This window comes from Rahnella sp. RcJ3, from assembly GCF_009498575.1.
GTDB classification, from domain to species: domain Bacteria; phylum Pseudomonadota; class Gammaproteobacteria; order Enterobacterales; family Enterobacteriaceae; genus Rahnella; species Rahnella aceris.
This window is the reverse complement of sequence record NZ_QSNX01000012.1, coordinates 123,122-141,014: the sequence shown is the minus strand read 5'-3', so window position 1 is coordinate 141,014 and position 17,893 is coordinate 123,122. Positions and strand designations below refer to the sequence as shown.

The window sequence follows — 17,893 nt, the reverse complement described above, 5'->3', positions numbered from 1 at the left end:
GGACTATTTCTCTCTGTTTAATGCCATCTGTTGTGGCGTTTTTTATTCAATATAATCAAGAAAAAAGGTGTATCTGTGCAGAAGTACCTTGCAGAAGCGCGGGTTTTGTTAGCGCTTGCCATCCCGGTCATCCTTGCGCAAATAGCCCAGACATCCATGGGCGTTGTGGACACAATAATGGCGGGATCGGTCAGTGCCACGGACATGGCTGCCGTCGCTGTCGGCACCTCAATCTGGTTGCCGGCGATTTTATTCGGACACGGTTTACTCTTGTCACTGACACCAACCATCGCGCATTTAAATGGAGCCGGGCGTCGCGATAAAATTGGTCATCAGGTTCAGCAAGGATTCTGGCTGGCGTCGGGGGTTTCGGTGCTGATCATCGCGGTGCTGTCACAGTGCGACCATATTCTTAGCCTGATGCATAATATTGATCCCGAACTGAAAGCAAAAGCCGTCGGCTATCTGCATGCCATTATGTGGGGCGCTCCGGGCTATTTATTCTTCCAGGTGCTGCGTGACCAATGTGAAGGTTTGTCAAAAACCAAGCCAGGCATGGTGTTCGGCTTTATCGGTCTGCTGGTGAACATTCCCGTGAATTACATTTTTATTTACGGCAAGTTCGGTGCGCCCGCGCTCGGTGGCGTCGGCTGTGGTGTCGCCACGGGGACCGTATATTGGGTCATGTTCTTCATCATGCGGATTTACGTACGTCGCAATCGTGCCCTGCGCGATACTCAGCCGCATTCGCGGTTTGCGAAACCCGACTGGCCGACATTGCGCCGTCTGATCCAGCTCGGTATGCCAATCGCACTGGCATTATTTTTCGAAGTGACACTGTTTGCGATCGTTGCCCTGCTCGTCTCCCCACTTGGGATCGTGGCTGTCGCCAGTCACCAGATTGCGCTCAACGTCGGTTCCCTGATGTTCGTCATCCCGCTGTCTTTAGGTGTCGCCGCCACGATTCGTGTGGGTTCGCGGCTGGGGGAATCGTCGGTTGAAGGCGCGAAGATTGCGGCTTATACCAGTATAGGAACGGGAATTATGATGGCCTGTTGCACCAGTCTGACGGCCATCATTTTCCGCGAGCACATTGCCTCCCTTTATAATGACAGCCCGGAAGTCGTCACTCTGGCTTCCCATCTTCTGATCTTTGCTGCGCTGTTTCAGATTTCAGATGCGATTCAGGTTATCGGTAGCGGCATTTTGCGGGGCTATAAAGACACTCGTTCCATCTTCTATATTACGTTTGTCGCTTACTGGGTGCTGGGCCTGCCGGTAGGGTACGCTCTCGGACTGACCGATATTCTGGTTCCGCAGATGGGCCCCAGCGGTTTCTGGTGCGGATTTATTCTGGGGCTGACCTTCGCAGCGCTGATGATGACATTGCGGATGCGCTGGTTACAGAAGCAACCGTCTTACACCATTTTGCAAAAAGCGGGCCGTTAATCCCCCCGGCTTCATCCGCGTGCTGTGAATATCTGTTCCGGCGCGCGGATTTTTCAGCTATTGCGCTGGCTGTTATGTCTAAAAAAACAACGCAATGCACATAAGCTCGGCAGTCACGCACAATATGACAGGAAAATGTCTTTTTTCCCTTGCCAGTATTCAGAGAGGTCGTTAATATTCGTCCCCGTCGCCAACACTGGCTGATGAAAAAGAAAAACGATGCGTCCGTAGCTCAGTTGGTTAGAGCACCACCTTGACATGGTGGGGGTCGGTGGTTCGAGTCCACTCGGACGCACCATCTTTCTTAGCAGTACCGTTGCATATTGTGCGTCCGTAGCTCAGTTGGTTAGAGCACCACCTTGACATGGTGGGGGTCGGTGGTTCGAGTCCACTCGGACGCACCAAAGCAACTTCCTGAACTCTCCCTTGTGCATCAAACTCCCTGGAACGACCTGAACCTCTCTGCTGGCTTTTATTTTCCCTGATAAATTTACGTTAAGTCATCCGTTTGTATTTTTTAAGATTATTTCCCGTATGTATCATTTTTGACACTTGCGTGAACAAACCGTTATCACTTCTGCTTTCACCCCTGCCCGCATTGGGTAATTTCAAAACAACGTTCCGAAATCTGCCCTAAGCTTGCGCCGCATCACGTTTTTTATTTGGTTTCCCAACCTGTTCCCCTCTATAATACGCATCGTCTCTTCGATTGAATGGTTTCAGCCCCTTGATCTGTCGATATCGCACTTACAAAAGCATCACCACTCCAGTAGCGATGATAAATCGCACAAATCGCTATGCTTTGGCTGAACTTACTACACCATTCCTTTCACAGTCTTCTACGCTTAGTAATGATTTGCTTCAACCAGGCACCACCTCAATTCCGCGCGGGCAGCGATGCTGTCAGGCAAACACTTTTCCAATCCATCACAACTTGTAGATAAAATCGTCATGAAAAAGACCAAAATTGTTTGTACCATCGGACCGAAAACTGAATCCGAAGAAATGCTGACCAAGCTGCTTGATGCAGGCATGAACGTTATGCGTCTGAACTTCTCTCACGGTGATTATGAAGAGCACGGTCAGCGCATTCAAAATATCCGCAACGTGATGGCGAAGACCGGTCACAAAGCGGCAATTCTGCTGGACACCAAAGGTCCTGAAATCCGCACCATGAAACTGGAAGGCGGCAAAGACGCTTCTCTGGTTGCGGGTCAGACTTACACTTTCACCACGGATCAAAGCGTTATCGGTAACACCGAACGTGTTGCGGTTACCTATCAGGGTTTTGCTGCTGACTTGAAAATCGGCAACACCATTCTGGTCGATGACGGCCTGATTGGTATGGAAGTGACCAACGTCACCGAAACCGACGTGACCTGTAAAGTGCTGAACAACGGCGACCTGGGCGAAAACAAAGGCGTTAACCTGCCAGGTGTTTCTATCGCACTGCCAGCGCTGGCTGAAAAAGACAAACGTGACCTGATCTTCGGTTGCGAGCAAGGCGTTGACTTCGTCGCGGCTTCTTTCATCCGTAAACGTTCTGACGTTCTGGAAATCCGCGAACACCTGAAAGCACACGGTGGCGAACACATCCAGATCATCTCCAAAATCGAAAACCAGGAAGGCCTGAACAACTTCGACGAAATCCTCGAAGCGTCAGACGGCATCATGGTTGCCCGTGGTGACCTGGGTGTTGAAATCCCGGTTGAAGAAGTTATCTTCGCGCAGAAGATGATGATTGAGAAATGTAACCGTGCACGCAAAGTGGTTATCACCGCTACACAAATGCTCGATTCCATGATCAAAAACCCACGCCCTACCCGTGCAGAAGCTGGCGACGTAGCTAACGCCATTATCGACGGTACCGACGCAGTGATGCTGTCTGGCGAAAGTGCGAAAGGTAAATACCCGCTGGAAGCTGTAACTATCATGGCTACCATCTGTGACCGTACTGACCGCGTAATGCAAAGCCGTATTGATGGTCAGAACGAAAACCGCAAGCTGCGTATCACAGAAGCGGTTTGCCGTGGTGCTGTTGAAACTGCAGAGAAACTGGACGCGCCACTGATCGTCGTTGCCACCAGCGGCGGTAAATCAGCAAAAGCCGTGCGTAAATACTTCCCGCATGCGACTATCCTTGCCCTGACCACTAATGAAATCACCGCACGTCAGTTGATCCTGACCAAAGGTGTGGTGACTCAACTGGTGAAAGAGATTGCTTCTACTGACGACTTCTACCGTATCGGTAAAGAAGCGGCGATTGAAAGCGGTCTGGCACAGAAAGGTGATATCGTAGTGATGGTTTCTGGCGCACTGGTACAGAGCGGTACAACCAATACTTCATCGGTGCATGTTGTTTAATTAAAAACGTGACCAAGAGCATTAATGAACGCCGCGAAATGTGGCGTTTATTTATTCAAAAAGTATCTTCTTTCATAAAAAGTGCTAAATGCAGTAGCTGCAAAATTGGGATAAGTCCCATGGAATACGGCTGTTTTCGCTGCAATTTTTAACTTTTTCGTAAAAAAAGATGTTTCTTTGAGCGAACGATCAAAATATAGCGTCTACCGGCAAAAAATTATTCTCATTAGAAAATAGTTTGTGTAATACTTGTAACGCTACATGGAGATTAACTTAATCTAGAGGGTTTTATAATGAATCGCACTAAACTGGTACTGGGCGCTGTAATCCTGGCTTCAACTATGCTGGCTGGTTGTTCAAGCAATGCTAAAATCGACCAACTGTCTTCAGACGTTTCTACTCTGAACTCTAAAGTTGACCAACTGAGCAACGACGTGAACGCAATCCGTTCTGACGTTCAAGCAGCTAAAGACGATGCAGCTCGCGCTAACCAACGTCTGGATAACCAAGCTCACGCTTACAAGAAGTAATATTTACTTCTCTAGTTCAATGGCGCACTCAGTGCGCCATTTTTTTTACCTGCAATTTCATTATGTTTTTTTTCTCCCTCGCCTTCAGGTCTTTGAATCATCACTAAATCCCCCATTTAAAACGCTCTCAATCACTCACGTGAATGTCAGACATAAAAAAGGGACCATGATGGCCCCTGAAGTTTAAATCGTTTCTGATGTGTTTCTGCGACGTTTACTGCGTACTGGCTGTATTGACTGCCGGTTCGCCCGAAGTCGCTGTTTGCGGCTGATTGATAGCCGGTGGTGTATCCCCCGCTTTATCGCCAACGCTGACAACAACCGGCATACCCGCACGACGTTTAATCGCTTCTTTTACCATCTCAGCGTTAGTCTCATCATGCTTAATAAATTTCTTCATTGCTGCAGTCAGAGGAATTGGTTTGGTCTGCGGGTCATCTTTCTCCGTGTGAGACAACGGCTGATGCACCTCGATATAGCGTTTACCGTCCGGTTCGATATCAAACTTGATTGGCTGATTCACGATTTGTACGCGTGTCCCTTTAGGCACCGAGTTAAACAGCGCTTCGATATCGTCGGGACGCAGACGGATACAACCGGAGCTCACGCGCATACCAATGCCGAAGTTCGCATTGGTGCCGTGGATCAGATACTGTCCTGTTCCTGCAGACAGACGCATCGCAAACAAGCCCATCGGATTATCCGGCCCGGCTGGCACCATGCCCGGCAATGTGATCCCCTCTTTCAGATAAGCTTTACGGATATTGGCAGTGGGCGTCCAGGTAGGATTGGGGATCTTCTGGCTGACTGATGTCACCATCTCCGGTGTGTTACGCCCTAACTGGCCGATACCAATCGGATAGACAATGACTTTGTCCTCGCCTTTCGGATAGTAGTAAAGACGCATTTCAGCCAGATTGACTACGATACCTTCACGTTTGGTATCCGGTAACAGCATCTGCGAAGGAATGGTCAGCACAGTTCCGGCTTTTGGCAAATAAGGGTCAGTTCCCGGATTCGCTTCCAGCATCGCAATCAGGCCAATCTGGTATTTGGCTGCCACGTCTTCCAGCGGCTTACCGTCGTTGGGCACAACATACGTTGTATTTTCGCCAATCAGGCGGCTATTATCCGGCGGCAATGGATATTCTGCTGCACTTGCGGTCATGGAATGCGTTGCCATTATTGTGCCAACTAACATTGCCAGAAGGGGTAATGCGCGTCTCATACTCAGTCCTTTTTCGGCCTGCGCTCAGCGAATCTGAGGCAAGACAATTATCTTGTCTGGTAATATTAGCAGCACAGAATTTCATGGCAATCAAACCACTGTAAATCAGAAAGTTACCTTACAGAAGTCAGAATAAAAAGCAGGAGGATAGTGGGTTGAAAAATCAGGAGTAAAAGGAGATATACGCAGAGAAAGAAGTCATCTGCCTTGCTCATTAGCAGATAATTCCTAATGAGCAAGGCAGTACAGCAGCGAGCGGTATTAAGACAACTCTGCGGCTTTAGCGCGAATAGAGCGAATCATCGCTTCCAGCCCTTGCGAGCGTGAAGGTGTCAGATGCTGACTCAGTTCAAGTTCAGTGAAAAACGGACGTACATCCAGTTCCACCACATCACGAGGCGTTAAACCCTGATACAGGCTGAAGACAATCGCGACCAGACCTTTAACAATGGCTGCATCACTGTCACCTTCGAAGGTCAGTGCACCATTTTCATCAGTGCGCATCACAATCCATACCTGACTCTGGCAGCCGGAAATCAGGTTTTGATCCTGACGGTGTTCTTCCGGTAAAGCCGGTAACTGGCCACCCAGCTCAATCACGTACAGATATTTTTCTTCCCAATTCGGGCATCGGGAAAAATTTCTGACTAACTTGTTTCTATCTGGCAAAGCCATAAAGACATCCTGATCTGGGCTGTCAGGATTAACCCAACAACCGGTGAATACGTTGCAGTCCAGCGACCAAACGGTCGACTTCTTCACGTGTATTGTACATCGCAAGCGACGCGCGGCACATAGCCGGAACACCGTAGAAGGACATTAATGGCATCGCACAGTGGTGACCGGTGCGGATGGCAATACCGTATTGGTCAAGGAAACTGCCTACGTCGTACGCATGGTGTTTGCCGAGATTGAACGCAATAACCCCAGCTCGGGTGGCAGGGCCGTAGATCTGAATATCAGGCACCTGCGCCATCGCGTTGAGCGCATAGCTCATCAGTTCCTGTTCATAAGCATGGATATTTTCCAGACCCAGCTCAGTCACGTATTCCATTGCCGCACCCAGCCCCATAATTCCGCCGGTGTTAGGTGTGCCCGCTTCAAACCGCCACGGCGCCGCCGCGAATGTCGTGCCTTCGGTCAGACTGACATGTTTGATCATTGAGCCGCCACCTTCCCACGGAGGCATCTGATCCAGCAACGCCTTGCGGCCGTACAGAATACCAATACCGGTCGGCCCGTAAAGTTTATGTCCGGACCAGACATAGAAATCACAGCCCAGCGCCTGCACGTCAACCGCATGATGCATGACCGCCTGCGCGCCATCGACCAGGACGGTCAGACCAGCAGCCTTAGCCTGAGGGATGATTTTTTCGATCGGGTTAACAGTGCCCAATACATTGGAAACATGCGCCAGCGTCAGTAATTTTGTGCGTGGCGTGATCAGCGATTCAAGCTGTGACAAATCCAGCTCACCTTCGGGTGTCAGGTGCCAGACATCGATATGAAGATCACGTTCTTTCGCCAGCATCTGCCATGGCACGATGTTCGCGTGGTGTTCCATTTCAGTCAGAATAATGTGGTCGCCGGCGTGTAAAAACTCACGTCCCCAGGTATTGGCGACCAGGTTAATGGCTTCCGTGGAACCTTTGACGAAGACGATTTCTTCCGCCGATGCGGCATTCATGAAATGGGCGGCCTGAGTGCGGACGTTTTCCATCTGCTCAGTCGCTTCCGCGCTCATGGTGTGAATACCACGGTGAACCGCAGCATAACCTTGTTCGAAGAAAGACATTTCTCGTTGAATAACCTGATGCGGTTTCTGCGCGCTGGCCGCGCTGTCAAGGTAGGCCAGCGGCTGGCCGTTAACTTCACGGCTCAGCACAGGGAAATCGCTACGTACTCTTTCCAGTGGAAAACTCATTACTTACCTCGATTTAGTCTGCCTGCAATACGGGCAATGACGACTTCACGCAGGGTTTCATTCTTAATGGCTTCCGTCAGTTCGGCAGCAAAAGCGAAGATGATCATTTGCTGAGCATCCTGCCCGCTGATCCCACGGGTACGCAGATAGAAAAGCTGTTCGTCGTCGATACGACCCACTGTCGCACCGTGGCTGCACTTAACGTCATCGGCATAAATTTCCAGCTGAGGTTTGGTATCAACCTCAGTGTGTTTGCCCAGCAACAAGTTGTTGTTGGTCATTTTGCCATCAGTTTTCAGTGCGTGCTGGGCCACTTTAATCATGCCGTTGAAAATCGCTTTAGCGCGATCGTTCACGATCACTTTGTGCAACTGTTTGCTGTTGCAATAGCCTTTATTATGTTCCAGATACGTCCGGGTATCGGCAATCTCAGAATCAACCGGCAGAACCAGACTGTTGATATCCAGATTGCTGTTTTCGCCGTTAAGCTGCGCGCTGGTGTTATTTCGGGTCAGGCCCGCACCCAGCAGGAAACTGTGGCTGGAAACACGTGCATCGCGCCCGATGACCAGATCATTATGCGAGAAGTGGAAACTGGCCTGGCTTTCAAAGGCCAGTTTGTAATGCGTGAAATCTGCATTATCGCCCACATTTATCGTCATACGTGCACCGGTGAAATGTCCCTGGTCGTTCAGACTCAGGTAATGCTCGATAACTTCTGCATTCGCACCATTCTCAATCGCCAGGTGATAACGATGATGAACGGTATTCATTTCGCGCGACTGGTCACGACCACTGCTCAGATGGAGCAGATACAGCGGTTTCTCAGCGTGCTTGCCTACAGGCAAACGCACAGAGAAAGAATCCTGCGCCAGACTTTCAGTCAGATGCAAAAACACCTCTGACTGAATCGGATCCGGTAACGTTTGTTGCGCGGAAGGGCTCAGTTTTTCGATTTCAAACGCACCGGTATCGCTGTCGCTCAGGCTCGCATCAAAACGGCCATCCACGAAAACCAGACGGTAGCACTCCAGTGGCAGCGCAAGAGATTTGATTTTCTCAACCGTCAGCGCCTGCTGCTGAGGAGCAAAGAACTGATTGCCCAGCAGTGAAGAAACCGGCGTGTATTTCCAGTCTTCCAGTTTGGCATGCGGAAAACCGAGGCGCAGCACCTGTTGCCAGTGAGCATGCGCGTGGGGGGATTGCTCACCGCCACGGCTTTCAAAAAGACGGTAAAGTTGCTGCATGGCGTGCGAACTGCCCGCCGCAGGGACATTACTCTTCGTCGGTAAGCCAGCCATAACCTTGCTCCTCTAACTGTTTAACCAAGGTGAAATCGCCGGATTTAACAATGCGGCCCTGATACAGAACGTGCACGTAGTCAGGCTTGATGTAGTCGAGGATACGCTGGTAGTGGGTGACAATAACGAATGAACGTTTGCCGTCACGCAGTGTGTTGACACCATCAGAAACAATCTTCAGCGCATCAATGTCCAGACCGGAGTCGGTTTCATCAAGGATGCACAGGTTTGGTTCAAGCGCTGCCATTTGCAGAATGTCGTTACGCTTTTTCTCGCCACCGGAGAAACCTACATTCACTGAACGGGTGAGCAAATCGGCAGGCATCTTGAGCATCGCGATTTTCTCTTCGATGAAATCTGCGAAGTCAAAACGATCCATCGGCTCCTGCCCGCGGTATTTACGCACCGCATTCACTGCTGTTTGCAGGAAGAAATGGTTGGTCACACCAGGGATTTCTACCGGATACTGGAAAGCCATGAATACGCCTTCGCCAGCACGATCTTCCGGCGCGAGTTCCAGCAAATCTTTACCGTTGAAGATGACGGAACCGTCAGTGACTTCGTAATCTTCACGGCCAGCCAGTGTCGCGGAGAGCGTACTTTTACCTGAGCCGTTCGGGCCCATGATGGCGTGTACTTCACCCGGTTTGATCTCCAGATCAAGTCCTTTCAGAATTTCCTTTTCTTCGACACGGACCTTCAAATTCTTAATGCTTAACATACGTATCCTTGAGTTTGCGCCTGGGCGCTCATAATTCTGTTTTATGCTGTGACTTTGAGAACTCACACCTGCACGTCGCACACATCACACCATGCTGCGACGGCAGGGAAAACGTACGGCGAATTAACCGACGCTGTGTTCAAGGCTGATCGCCAGCAGTTTCTGTGCTTCGACAGCAAACTCCAGCGGCAGCTCGGAAAAGACATCTTTACAGAAACCATTCACAATCATGGAAATAGCGTCATCTTCGCTGATACCACGTTGCAGACAGTAGAACAGCTGGTCATCGCCGATTTTTGACGTCGTGGCTTCATGTTCCAGCTGAGCCGTATTATTGCGCACTTCAACATACGGGAACGTATGCGCGGCACTGTCGGCGCCAATCAGCATCGAGTCACACTGCGTAAAGTTACGGGCATTTTCTGCACTTGGCAGGATCTTCACCAGACCGCGATAGCTGTTCTGGCTGTGACCGGCGGAAATCCCTTTGGAAATAATGGTCGACTTGGTATTTTTACCAATGTGGATCATCTTGGTACCGGTATCCGCCTGCTGTTTACCACTGGTCAGCGCAACCGAGAAGAATTCACCGATTGAGTTATCACCTTTAAGAATAACGCTTGGGTATTTCCAGGTGATAGCTGAGCCGGTTTCAGACTGCGTCCAGGACATCTTCGAGCCAGCGCCTTCGCACAATGCACGTTTAGTCACGAAGTTCAGAATACCGCCGCTGCTGTCTTTGCTGCCGGAGAACCAGTTCTGCACGGTGGAATATTTCACTTCCGCGTCTTTGTGCAGGATGACTTCAACCACCGCTGCGTGCAGCTGGTAGGTATCACGTACCGGCGCGGAGCAGCCTTCGATGTAACTGACATAACTGCCTTCGTCAGCAATCAGGATCGTACGTTCGAATTGACCGGTTTTCGCTGCATTGATACGGAAGTAAGTCGACAGTTCCATCGGACAACGCACGCCTTTAGGCACGTAAACAAAAGTACCATCCGAGGCCACTGCCGCATTCAGCGCCGCAAAGAAGTTATCCTGCGCAGGTACGACGGTACCCAGGTATTTGCGCACCAGATCAGGGTATTCATGAATTGCCTCACCAAATGAGCAGAAAATGACGCCCGATTCAGCCAGCTTATCGCGATACGTTGTGGAGACAGATACGGAGTCAAAAATCGCATCAACGGCGACTTCTTTGCCTTCACGAACCGGAACGCCCAGCTGTTCGAAAGCCTTTTCAACTTCGCTGGTCAGATAATTATTCGCTTCGCCCGCAGGAACACCGAGGGACTCGCCGCCCGATTGCTGCGTCGCCCCCGGTTGTGAGCCACAGCTATCATCGCAGCTGCCACAAGATGGCGCGGAATAATAGCTGTAATCCTGGTAATCCAGAGGCGTGTAATACGCCTTCAGCCAGTGTGGCTCTTCCATTTTCAACCAGGCATGATAAGCCTGCAGACGGAACTCCAGCATCCACTCAGGCTCGTTGCGTTTAGCGGAAATCGCACGCACCACATCTTCGTTGATGCCTGATGCTAATTCATCGGTTGCCAGCTGGGTAAAGAACCCTTCCTTGTAATTCGTCCCCTCGCCGACCCAAGACTGCACATCATCTGGAATTTCTACGTTGCTTCGTGACATGTTGGTTACATCGCTTTGTTTACAATAATCTTAGAAACAGAAAGTTTTAAACACCGAAACTTTCGCCACACCCGCAGGCATGCTGAGCTTTAGGATTATTGAATTTAAATATCTGATTCAGTCCTTCGCGGACAAAATCTACCTCGGTTCCGTCGATGAAAGGCATGGCCTTCAGCGGAACAAACAGCAAAGCGCCGTCATGTTCAAACACCAGGTCATCGCTGGCCGGTTGTTTGGTTAAATCCAAAACGTAGCCAAAGCCAGCACAGCCCGATTGTTTCACGGAAAGCTGGAGACCTTTGACTTCGGGATCCTGAGCCACCAGAGTATTAATCTGTTTCGCTGCAGAATCTGTCAGGCTAACGCCTTGCCATACGTTGTCGTCTAAAGAGAAAGAGCCGACAGTTTCAGTTTGCATCTGTCTTACCTCATAATTTTACGGTCATAGACAAGACCTATTGTCTCTATTCTAGTGATAACATTAATCACTTCAACCTCTTGTTTTAAGAGGGTATAGCGATTACACACGAGGAAAGACACTCAATGTGCACCGTCTTTACATCTGGCCACTGGCGGGTCTTGAACACCGCGACCATCAACTGATTGAATAAATTGTCAATTTTTTGTTAAAAATTGAAATAAACCTTATAAAAGGTAAGGTTTAATAGCTTTCATTGTGTCTATTATAAAACATTCATCGGAAATGCCTATTTATGAATTCGCCATATTTGAAGAATTAAAGCTCTTTTTGCTTACTGGCTTAATTACACAAAAATAAAAAAACCGGATGAAAACGTTGATCCAGCGATTTTTTGCCAATATGATGTTCATTATTTGATAATGATTATCATTCAGATAACCCGGAATACTGAGAATGACTCAATCGGTAAATGCGTGGTTGCAAGGCAAGATCGACGAATATAAATCGAGTGTCCGCGATGCCACCGTGGATTTTTATATGGCGGATGCCGCCTTACGACGCCCGGATGCACATCTTTGCCAGCTCAAACGCTTCAACAGCATCTGTCTGGATATGGCCAATCTGTGCCTGCAAAACGGGGATGATCACAGTTATCTTCATGCGTTATGCAAATTACATAACCGCCTGATCCTGGAAATCAACAGCGTGGTTCGGTGTGAACTCTTCCGTGTTCAGAGTTACCATTTCGCACGGCACACGTTAAAACTCATTTGTCAGTATTATGCCATGATGGGCATCTGGGAAAAAGCAACGGCATTTCAAACTGACTTTGCCAAACGCGTTCCGTTCCAGCTTTGATGTGCTTTCAACAGGTTACTTCCCTTTACTAAGTCAAATAAAAAAGCGGACACATTCATCATGCATCCGCCTGTCCACTTTCTGACTGTATGATCAGTGTTGATTAACAGCCTGTATTAATGTTCGATTACCATGGTCGTCAACCGCGATACGCAGCACAGATTCCCTTTCTGATCAAAAATCTCAATCTGCCACACCTGACTGCGGCGGCCGGTGCGCAATGCGCGGCAAACACCGCGCACATGCCCTTCCCGTGCAGACTGCATATGGCTGGCATTAATTTCCACGCCCACTACAGTTTGATTTCCTTCGCAGCATAAATAACCCGCCATTGATCCCATCGTTTCGGCCAGAACAACAGATGCGCCGCCGTGCAGTAAACCAAAAGGCTGTGTTGTGCGTACATCTACCGGCATGGTCGCTTCGAGGAAATCCTCACCCAACTGCGTGAACTCAATCCCCACATGGCCCACCATACATCCTTGACTGCGCTGATTCAGGGCTTCAAGCGTGGTACTCCGTTTCCAGAATGACATAATACTTCCTTATTGTTAGGGGATGATTTCCAGCAGTGCCTGTAACGGATGGCGAACACCGTTTCCTTCGATTCGTTTTACCTGGCTGCGGCAGGAATAACCGGTTGCCAGACAGCGCTGGCGTGGCAACCGTTGCAAAGAGGTATGCCAGGAAAGCTCATAAATTCCCAGTGAGTTTTCGAGATTCTTGGTTTCATGACCGTACGTCCCTGCCATTCCGCAACACCCGACACTGACGTTTTCCAGCTTCGCACCGTAGCGGGCAAAGATGTCGCCCCACTGTTTGCCGCTGTTGGGCAAGGCGGTGCTTTCCGTACAATGTCCGAACAGATACCAGGACTCGCCACTTTGTTGTTGTGCCGGACGCTCAGCCAGCCAGCTGTCAAGCCATTCATGCACAAGCTGGACCTGGAACGATCCGCGTGTGTCACCGAGAATTTCTTTATATTCATCGCGATAACACAGTACCAGCGCAGGATCGACCCCCACCATCGGCATTCCCAATTGCGATACACGGTTAAGGAACAGCGACGTTTTCTTCGCTGTTTTGGCAAAGCGGGTCAGGAAACCTTTTATGTGCTGCGCTTTGCCATTAGGTGAGAAAGGCAACAGAACAGGTTTAAGGCCCAGTTTTTCAATCAGACGGATAAAATCAGCAACGACCTGCGCGTCATAAAAACTGGTAAACGGATCCTGCACGACCAGCACGTATTCACCACGCCGGGCAGGCGGAATGGCTTCCAGTTGTTCAAGCGTCATCTTACTGGCGCGATGCCCTGATAACTGCTCGCGCAGTGTCGGAGAAGACAGCAAAGGCAAATCAACCATGCCGATATTTTTCCGGCTCATCTCGCGCAACCAGGGTTGCCTGAGGAAGAAGTTGAACACCTTGGGGGCTTTGGCCATCAGGGGGGCATAGCTTTCAACACTCGCAACAAAATGGTCGCGTGCCGGGCGCAGATAACGCGTGTGATAAAGCTGCAGGAAACGTGAGCGGAACCCCGGCACATCAATTTTTATCGGGCACTGCGTCGAGCAGGCTTTGCAGGCCAGACAGCCGGACATTGCCTCTTTCACTTCATGGGAGAAATCATATTCGCCTTTATTGGCATGCCAGGTGTTACGCGTACGTTCGATCAGGCTGCGGAAACTCATGCCTTTCTCCGGCAGCGCATTCTCAAGCGCCAGCGGATCTACACCTTGTTCTGACAATAAACGCAACCATTCGCGAACCAGACCCGCGCGACCTTTTGGCGAGTGGATACGGCTGCCGGTAATTTTCATTGACGGACACATCGGGCTTTTCACATCAAAGTTAAAGCACAGGCCGTTACCGTTACATTCCATCGCACCGCGGAATGACTGACGGACTTCCAGCGGAATACGGCGATCCAAGGTTCCGCGTTTTGGCGCATCGACTTTCATCATCGGTTCATCGCACTCAAGCGGCGCGCAGATCTTACCGGGATTCAGGCGGTTATCCGGATCGAATACGGTTTTGATCCGGCGCAGTTCATGGAACAGTGCTTCGCCAAAGAATGCCGGACTGTATTCTGCACGGAACCCCTTTCCGTGCTCTCCCCATAGCAAACCACCATATTTAGCGGTCAGGGCTACGACTTCATCGGAGATTTGTTTGAGCAATATCTCCTGTTGCGGGTCACACATGTCCAGCGCGGGACGCACATGCAATACACCCGCATCGACATGCCCGAACATGCCATAACTGAGATGATGACTGTCGAGCAGCGCACGGAATTCGACAATATAATCCGCCAGATGCTGGGGAGGCACACAGGTGTCCTCCGCAAACGGCAACGGTTTAGCCTGCCCTTTGGCATTACCCAGCAGACCGACGGCTTTCTTGCGCATATTATAAATACGCTCGATACCAGCCAGATCAGCGCAAATCTGGTAGCCAATCACACCGCCTTCTTTATCACTTATCAGGCTATCAAGGCGTTCGCACAACGCACTGACCTGAGTTTCAATCAGGTCTGCATCATCTCCGGCGAACTCAACAATGTTCAGTCCCTGCATGTCTTTGCCTTCAACGTCGGTGATGTAATCACGAACGCTGTGCCAGACAATGTCTTCTCGCGCCAGATTCAGTACTTTGGAATCGACGGTTTCAACCGATAGCGCCTTCGCCTCCACCATAAAAGGCGCATTACGTAACGCTGAATTAAAGGAGTCGTATTTGATATTGACCAGACGACGCACTTTGGGGATCGGCGTGATATTCAGACGCGCCTCGGTGATAAAGGCCAGCGAGCCTTCTGAACCGGTCAGAATGCGTGTCAGGTTGAAGGTTTGCAGATCGTCACTCAGCACATGGCGCAGGTCGTAACCTGTGAGGAAACGATTAAGTTTCGGGAATTTTTCAATCACCAGCGCGCGGTTATCACGACAACTGTCCAGCACGGTGCGGTAAATCCGTCCAATGACCGAATCCTCTTCACCCAGCTTATCGGCCAGCGCCGTCGGAATAGCGGTGGTATCCAGCATGTCGCCACCGAGAACAATCGCACGGACACCGAGAACGTGGTCAGACGTTTTGCCATAAACCAGCGAGCCCTGACCGGAGGCATCGGTGTTAATCATGCCCCCCAGCGTCGCACGGTTACTGGTTGATAACTCGGGAGAGAAGAAAAAGCCAAACGGGCGCAGATAATCATTGAGCTGATCTTTGATCACCCCGGCTTCGACCTTGACCCACCCTTGTTCCACGTTGATATCCAGAATGCGGTTCATATGACGGGACATATCAACCACAATGCCGCGGTTCAGTGACTGACCGTTGGTACCGGTACCGCCACCGCGCGGAGTAAACACGAGTGTTTTAAAACGTTCCTGCCCCGCAAGGCGGGCAATCAATGCAACGTCTGACGTTGCGATGGGGAATAAGACCGCATCCGGCAGCAACTGATAGACGCTGTTGTCCGTCGCCATCGTCAGCCTGTCGGCATAAGTTGTTGTGACATCACCCGTGAAACCGTTGCTTTTTAATGCTTCCAAAAAATCGAGCACCAGCTGGATGACACCCGGTGCCTGAGAAATCTGTGGGATCATTGAATTATGACTCTGTCTTTGTTGTATGCCTGGCGGGCCCGAGGCGACCTGCCGGATCTGCCGGGCAGATCCACCCTGTTCTTTATCCAGAATAAAAACTAACATACTTCGTTTTTAAGCGCTCCGTCTGGTTCACCTTTGTTGCAGATGTTTCATGACGTACCGCAAAAAGCACGTACGGCAACAACGCCTTGCAACTAATTATGTGGCGGGCTATCCAAAAGCCGTCGTATGTTCCATGCTTATTTTTAGCCCCCTGTTTATGAATATAGTGCTTGGAGGCACAGGGTTTGTGCCTTACTTCGTTTATCACATTGAGAAACATGAATGAATCTCCCAATTAAACGTTATGACTTGCCCCAGATTATGTTTGGGGTGCTATTTATTGCCCTGATGACCGTTGCCAGCATCTGGATTGTACAGCCCTTTATTCTCGGGTTTGTCTGGGCCGGGATGGTAGTCATTGCCACATGGCCATTAATGATCAAGCTCCAGCGCCTTCTCTGGGGACGCCGTTTTCTGGCCGTCATTATCATGACGCTGTTGTTGATCTTATTATTCGTCTTGCCTATCGCCTTGCTGGTCAGCAGCGCCGTGGAAAATGGTGCGCCGCTGGTCGAAATTGCGAGCCATCCTTCATCGTTACATATGCCTGATTTTCAGTGGCTGAACGCGATCCCGCTGGTGGGTAATAAGCTTTACAACGGCTGGCATGCCCTGATCAATGGCGGCGGGAACGCGCTGATGAGCAAAGTGCAGCCCTACGTCGGACAAACAGCAGCCTGGTTTGTGACGCAGGCAGGTCATCTGGGCCGTTTCATTGTCCACTGTGCGCTGATGTTATTGTTCAGTGCCCTGCTTTATAGCCGTGGAGAAAATGTTGCCATGGGTATCCGCCATTTCGCGGTGCGACTGGCAGCAGAACGTGGTGATGCAGCCGTTATTCTTGCCGGTCAGGCAATCCGTGCCGTGGCGTTAGGTGTCGTTGTTACCGCCATTGTTCAGTCAGTTCTGGGTGGGATCGGACTGGCCATCGCTGGCATTCCTTATGCCACCGTGCTGACCGTCGTGATGTTCGTGTGCTGCGTCGCGCAAATCGGTCCGTTACTGGTTCTGATACCGGCCATCATCTGGCTGTACTGGTCCGGCGACAATACCTGGGGCACCGTTCTGCTGGTATGGAGTTGCGTGGTTGGTTCCCTGGATAACGTGCTTCGCCCGGTTCTTATCCGCATGGGTGCGGATTTACCGATGCTGCTTATCTTGTCCGGTGTTATTGGTGGTTTATTTGCTTTTGGCATGATTGGCCTGTTTATCGGACCGGTCGTGCTGGCTGTCTCATATCGTCTGATTTCGCTTTGGGTCAATGAGGCTCCTGAGCCTGACATGGAACCTGAAGAAGCACTAAAAGCGCTGGATGAATAATTTCGTTGCGTTTTAACTGACCACCGGCGCTGCCCCTGATAATTCAACCGGGCAGCGCTTTTTTTATTCCTGCTTCCTTCCTGAATGACTCACACTAAAAACACTTCTTCTCATCAATTAGCATGAGAATAATATCTATTAGGAGAATTCTTACAGACTAAATACCTTGAGAAACTTAGTATTATTAACAGTTCGGATTTCAACCCACTGATTTATATACAAGCTTCCCCCTGAGCTGGTATACCCCAAATTGCTGTGTGTAGTCTTTGCCTGTCTGCTATGACGGGCTTTTTTTTTTATTTCTTTTCCTCACCGTTCTATTTATTCCGTAACCCGCTAACCGTTATTTTTATTCCCGTAACTTCCATCCCGGTAAAAAAGAAAAAGGCCGCCACCCGAAAGTGACAGCCTTAGCGT

Annotated in this window: 14 protein-coding genes, 2 tRNA genes and 1 other RNA gene; 8 read left to right on the top strand and 9 right to left on the bottom strand. The window is 50.0% G+C overall.

Features of this window, described 5'->3' with window-relative positions:
* Positions 1-75 precede the first annotated feature (75 nt).
* The 5 genes from DXU84_RS16855 to DXU84_RS16835 all read left to right on the top strand — a co-directional run bounded on the left by DXU84_RS16855 (position 76) and on the right by DXU84_RS16835 (position 4,343).
* Complete coding sequence (locus tag DXU84_RS16855) at positions 76-1,449, top strand: MATE family efflux transporter (RefSeq protein ID WP_013576091.1); 1,374 nt, start codon at positions 76-78, stop codon at positions 1,447-1,449.
* A 221-nt stretch (positions 1,450-1,670) separates the two neighbouring features.
* A tRNA-Val gene (locus tag DXU84_RS16850) sits at positions 1,671-1,747 on the top strand.
* Between the two features lie 29 nt (positions 1,748-1,776).
* Positions 1,777-1,853: transfer RNA gene (locus DXU84_RS16845), tRNA-Val, on the top strand.
* 547 nt (positions 1,854-2,400) lie between these two features.
* Positions 2,401-3,813, top strand: coding sequence for a pyruvate kinase PykF (gene pykF / locus DXU84_RS16840; protein ID WP_037035301.1), 1,413 nt, complete (start codon positions 2,401-2,403; stop codon positions 3,811-3,813).
* A 293-nt stretch (positions 3,814-4,106) separates the two neighbouring features.
* Entirely contained in the window at positions 4,107-4,343 is a 237-nt protein-coding gene (locus tag DXU84_RS16835) for a major outer membrane lipoprotein (protein WP_013576093.1), read from the top strand.
* A gap of 214 nt (positions 4,344-4,557) precedes the next feature.
* Here DXU84_RS16835 and DXU84_RS16830 read toward each other — a convergent pair whose 3' ends face one another.
* The 7 genes from DXU84_RS16830 to sufA all read right to left on the bottom strand — a co-directional run bounded on the left by DXU84_RS16830 (position 4,558) and on the right by sufA (position 11,582).
* Positions 4,558-5,571: a L,D-transpeptidase family protein gene (locus DXU84_RS16830; protein ID WP_013576095.1), complete on the bottom strand. Its 1,014-nt coding sequence runs from the start codon at positions 5,569-5,571 to the stop codon at positions 4,558-4,560.
* 261 nt (positions 5,572-5,832) lie between these two features.
* On the bottom strand, positions 5,833-6,246 hold the full coding sequence (sufE, locus tag DXU84_RS16825; RefSeq protein ID WP_112152177.1) for a cysteine desulfuration protein SufE: 414 nt from the start codon (positions 6,244-6,246) through the stop codon (positions 5,833-5,835).
* Positions 6,247-6,274: 28 nt separating this feature from the next.
* Complete coding sequence (gene sufS / locus DXU84_RS16820; protein ID WP_112197126.1) at positions 6,275-7,495, bottom strand: cysteine desulfurase SufS; 1,221 nt, start codon at positions 7,493-7,495, stop codon at positions 6,275-6,277.
* Positions 7,495-8,796: a Fe-S cluster assembly protein SufD gene (gene sufD / locus DXU84_RS16815; protein WP_013576098.1), complete on the bottom strand. Its 1,302-nt coding sequence runs from the start codon at positions 8,794-8,796 to the stop codon at positions 7,495-7,497. The genes sufS and sufD overlap by 1 nt, the downstream gene beginning before the upstream one ends.
* Positions 8,771-9,517: a Fe-S cluster assembly ATPase SufC gene (gene sufC, locus DXU84_RS16810; RefSeq protein WP_013576099.1), complete on the bottom strand. Its 747-nt coding sequence runs from the start codon at positions 9,515-9,517 to the stop codon at positions 8,771-8,773. The genes sufD and sufC overlap by 26 nt, the downstream gene beginning before the upstream one ends.
* Positions 9,518-9,640: 123 nt before the next feature.
* Positions 9,641-11,164, bottom strand: coding sequence for a Fe-S cluster assembly protein SufB (sufB, locus tag DXU84_RS16805; protein WP_112152176.1), 1,524 nt, complete (start codon positions 11,162-11,164; stop codon positions 9,641-9,643).
* Positions 11,165-11,210: 46 nt separating this feature from the next.
* The gene (gene sufA / locus DXU84_RS16800; RefSeq protein ID WP_013576101.1) at positions 11,211-11,582 is read right to left on the bottom strand and encodes a Fe-S cluster assembly scaffold SufA; all 372 of its coding nucleotides are present in this window, start codon (positions 11,580-11,582) and stop codon (positions 11,211-11,213) included.
* Between the two features lie 456 nt (positions 11,583-12,038).
* On the opposite strand from sufA, the gene DXU84_RS16795 reads away from it, so the two are divergent.
* The gene (locus DXU84_RS16795) at positions 12,039-12,443 is read left to right on the top strand and encodes a hypothetical protein (RefSeq protein WP_013576102.1); all 405 of its coding nucleotides are present in this window, start codon (positions 12,039-12,041) and stop codon (positions 12,441-12,443) included.
* 116 nt (positions 12,444-12,559) lie between these two features.
* Here the strand turns inward: DXU84_RS16795 and DXU84_RS16790 are convergent, their stop codons facing one another.
* Positions 12,560-12,979, bottom strand: coding sequence for a hotdog fold thioesterase (locus DXU84_RS16790; protein WP_013576103.1), 420 nt, complete (start codon positions 12,977-12,979; stop codon positions 12,560-12,562).
* A gap of 15 nt (positions 12,980-12,994) precedes the next feature.
* The gene (locus tag DXU84_RS16785) at positions 12,995-16,051 is read right to left on the bottom strand and encodes an FAD-binding and (Fe-S)-binding domain-containing protein (RefSeq protein ID WP_013576104.1); all 3,057 of its coding nucleotides are present in this window, start codon (positions 16,049-16,051) and stop codon (positions 12,995-12,997) included.
* 327 nt (positions 16,052-16,378) lie between these two features.
* Here DXU84_RS16785 and ydiK point away from each other — a divergent pair, with 327 nt between their 5' ends.
* Together ydiK and rprA are read left to right on the top strand one after the other, a co-directional pair.
* Positions 16,379-17,476, top strand: coding sequence for an AI-2E family transporter YdiK (gene ydiK, locus DXU84_RS16780; protein WP_013576106.1), 1,098 nt, complete (start codon positions 16,379-16,381; stop codon positions 17,474-17,476).
* A 187-nt stretch (positions 17,477-17,663) separates the two neighbouring features.
* Positions 17,664-17,774, top strand: an RNA gene (gene rprA / locus DXU84_RS16775) — antisense sRNA RprA.
* Positions 17,775-17,893 lie beyond the last annotated feature (119 nt).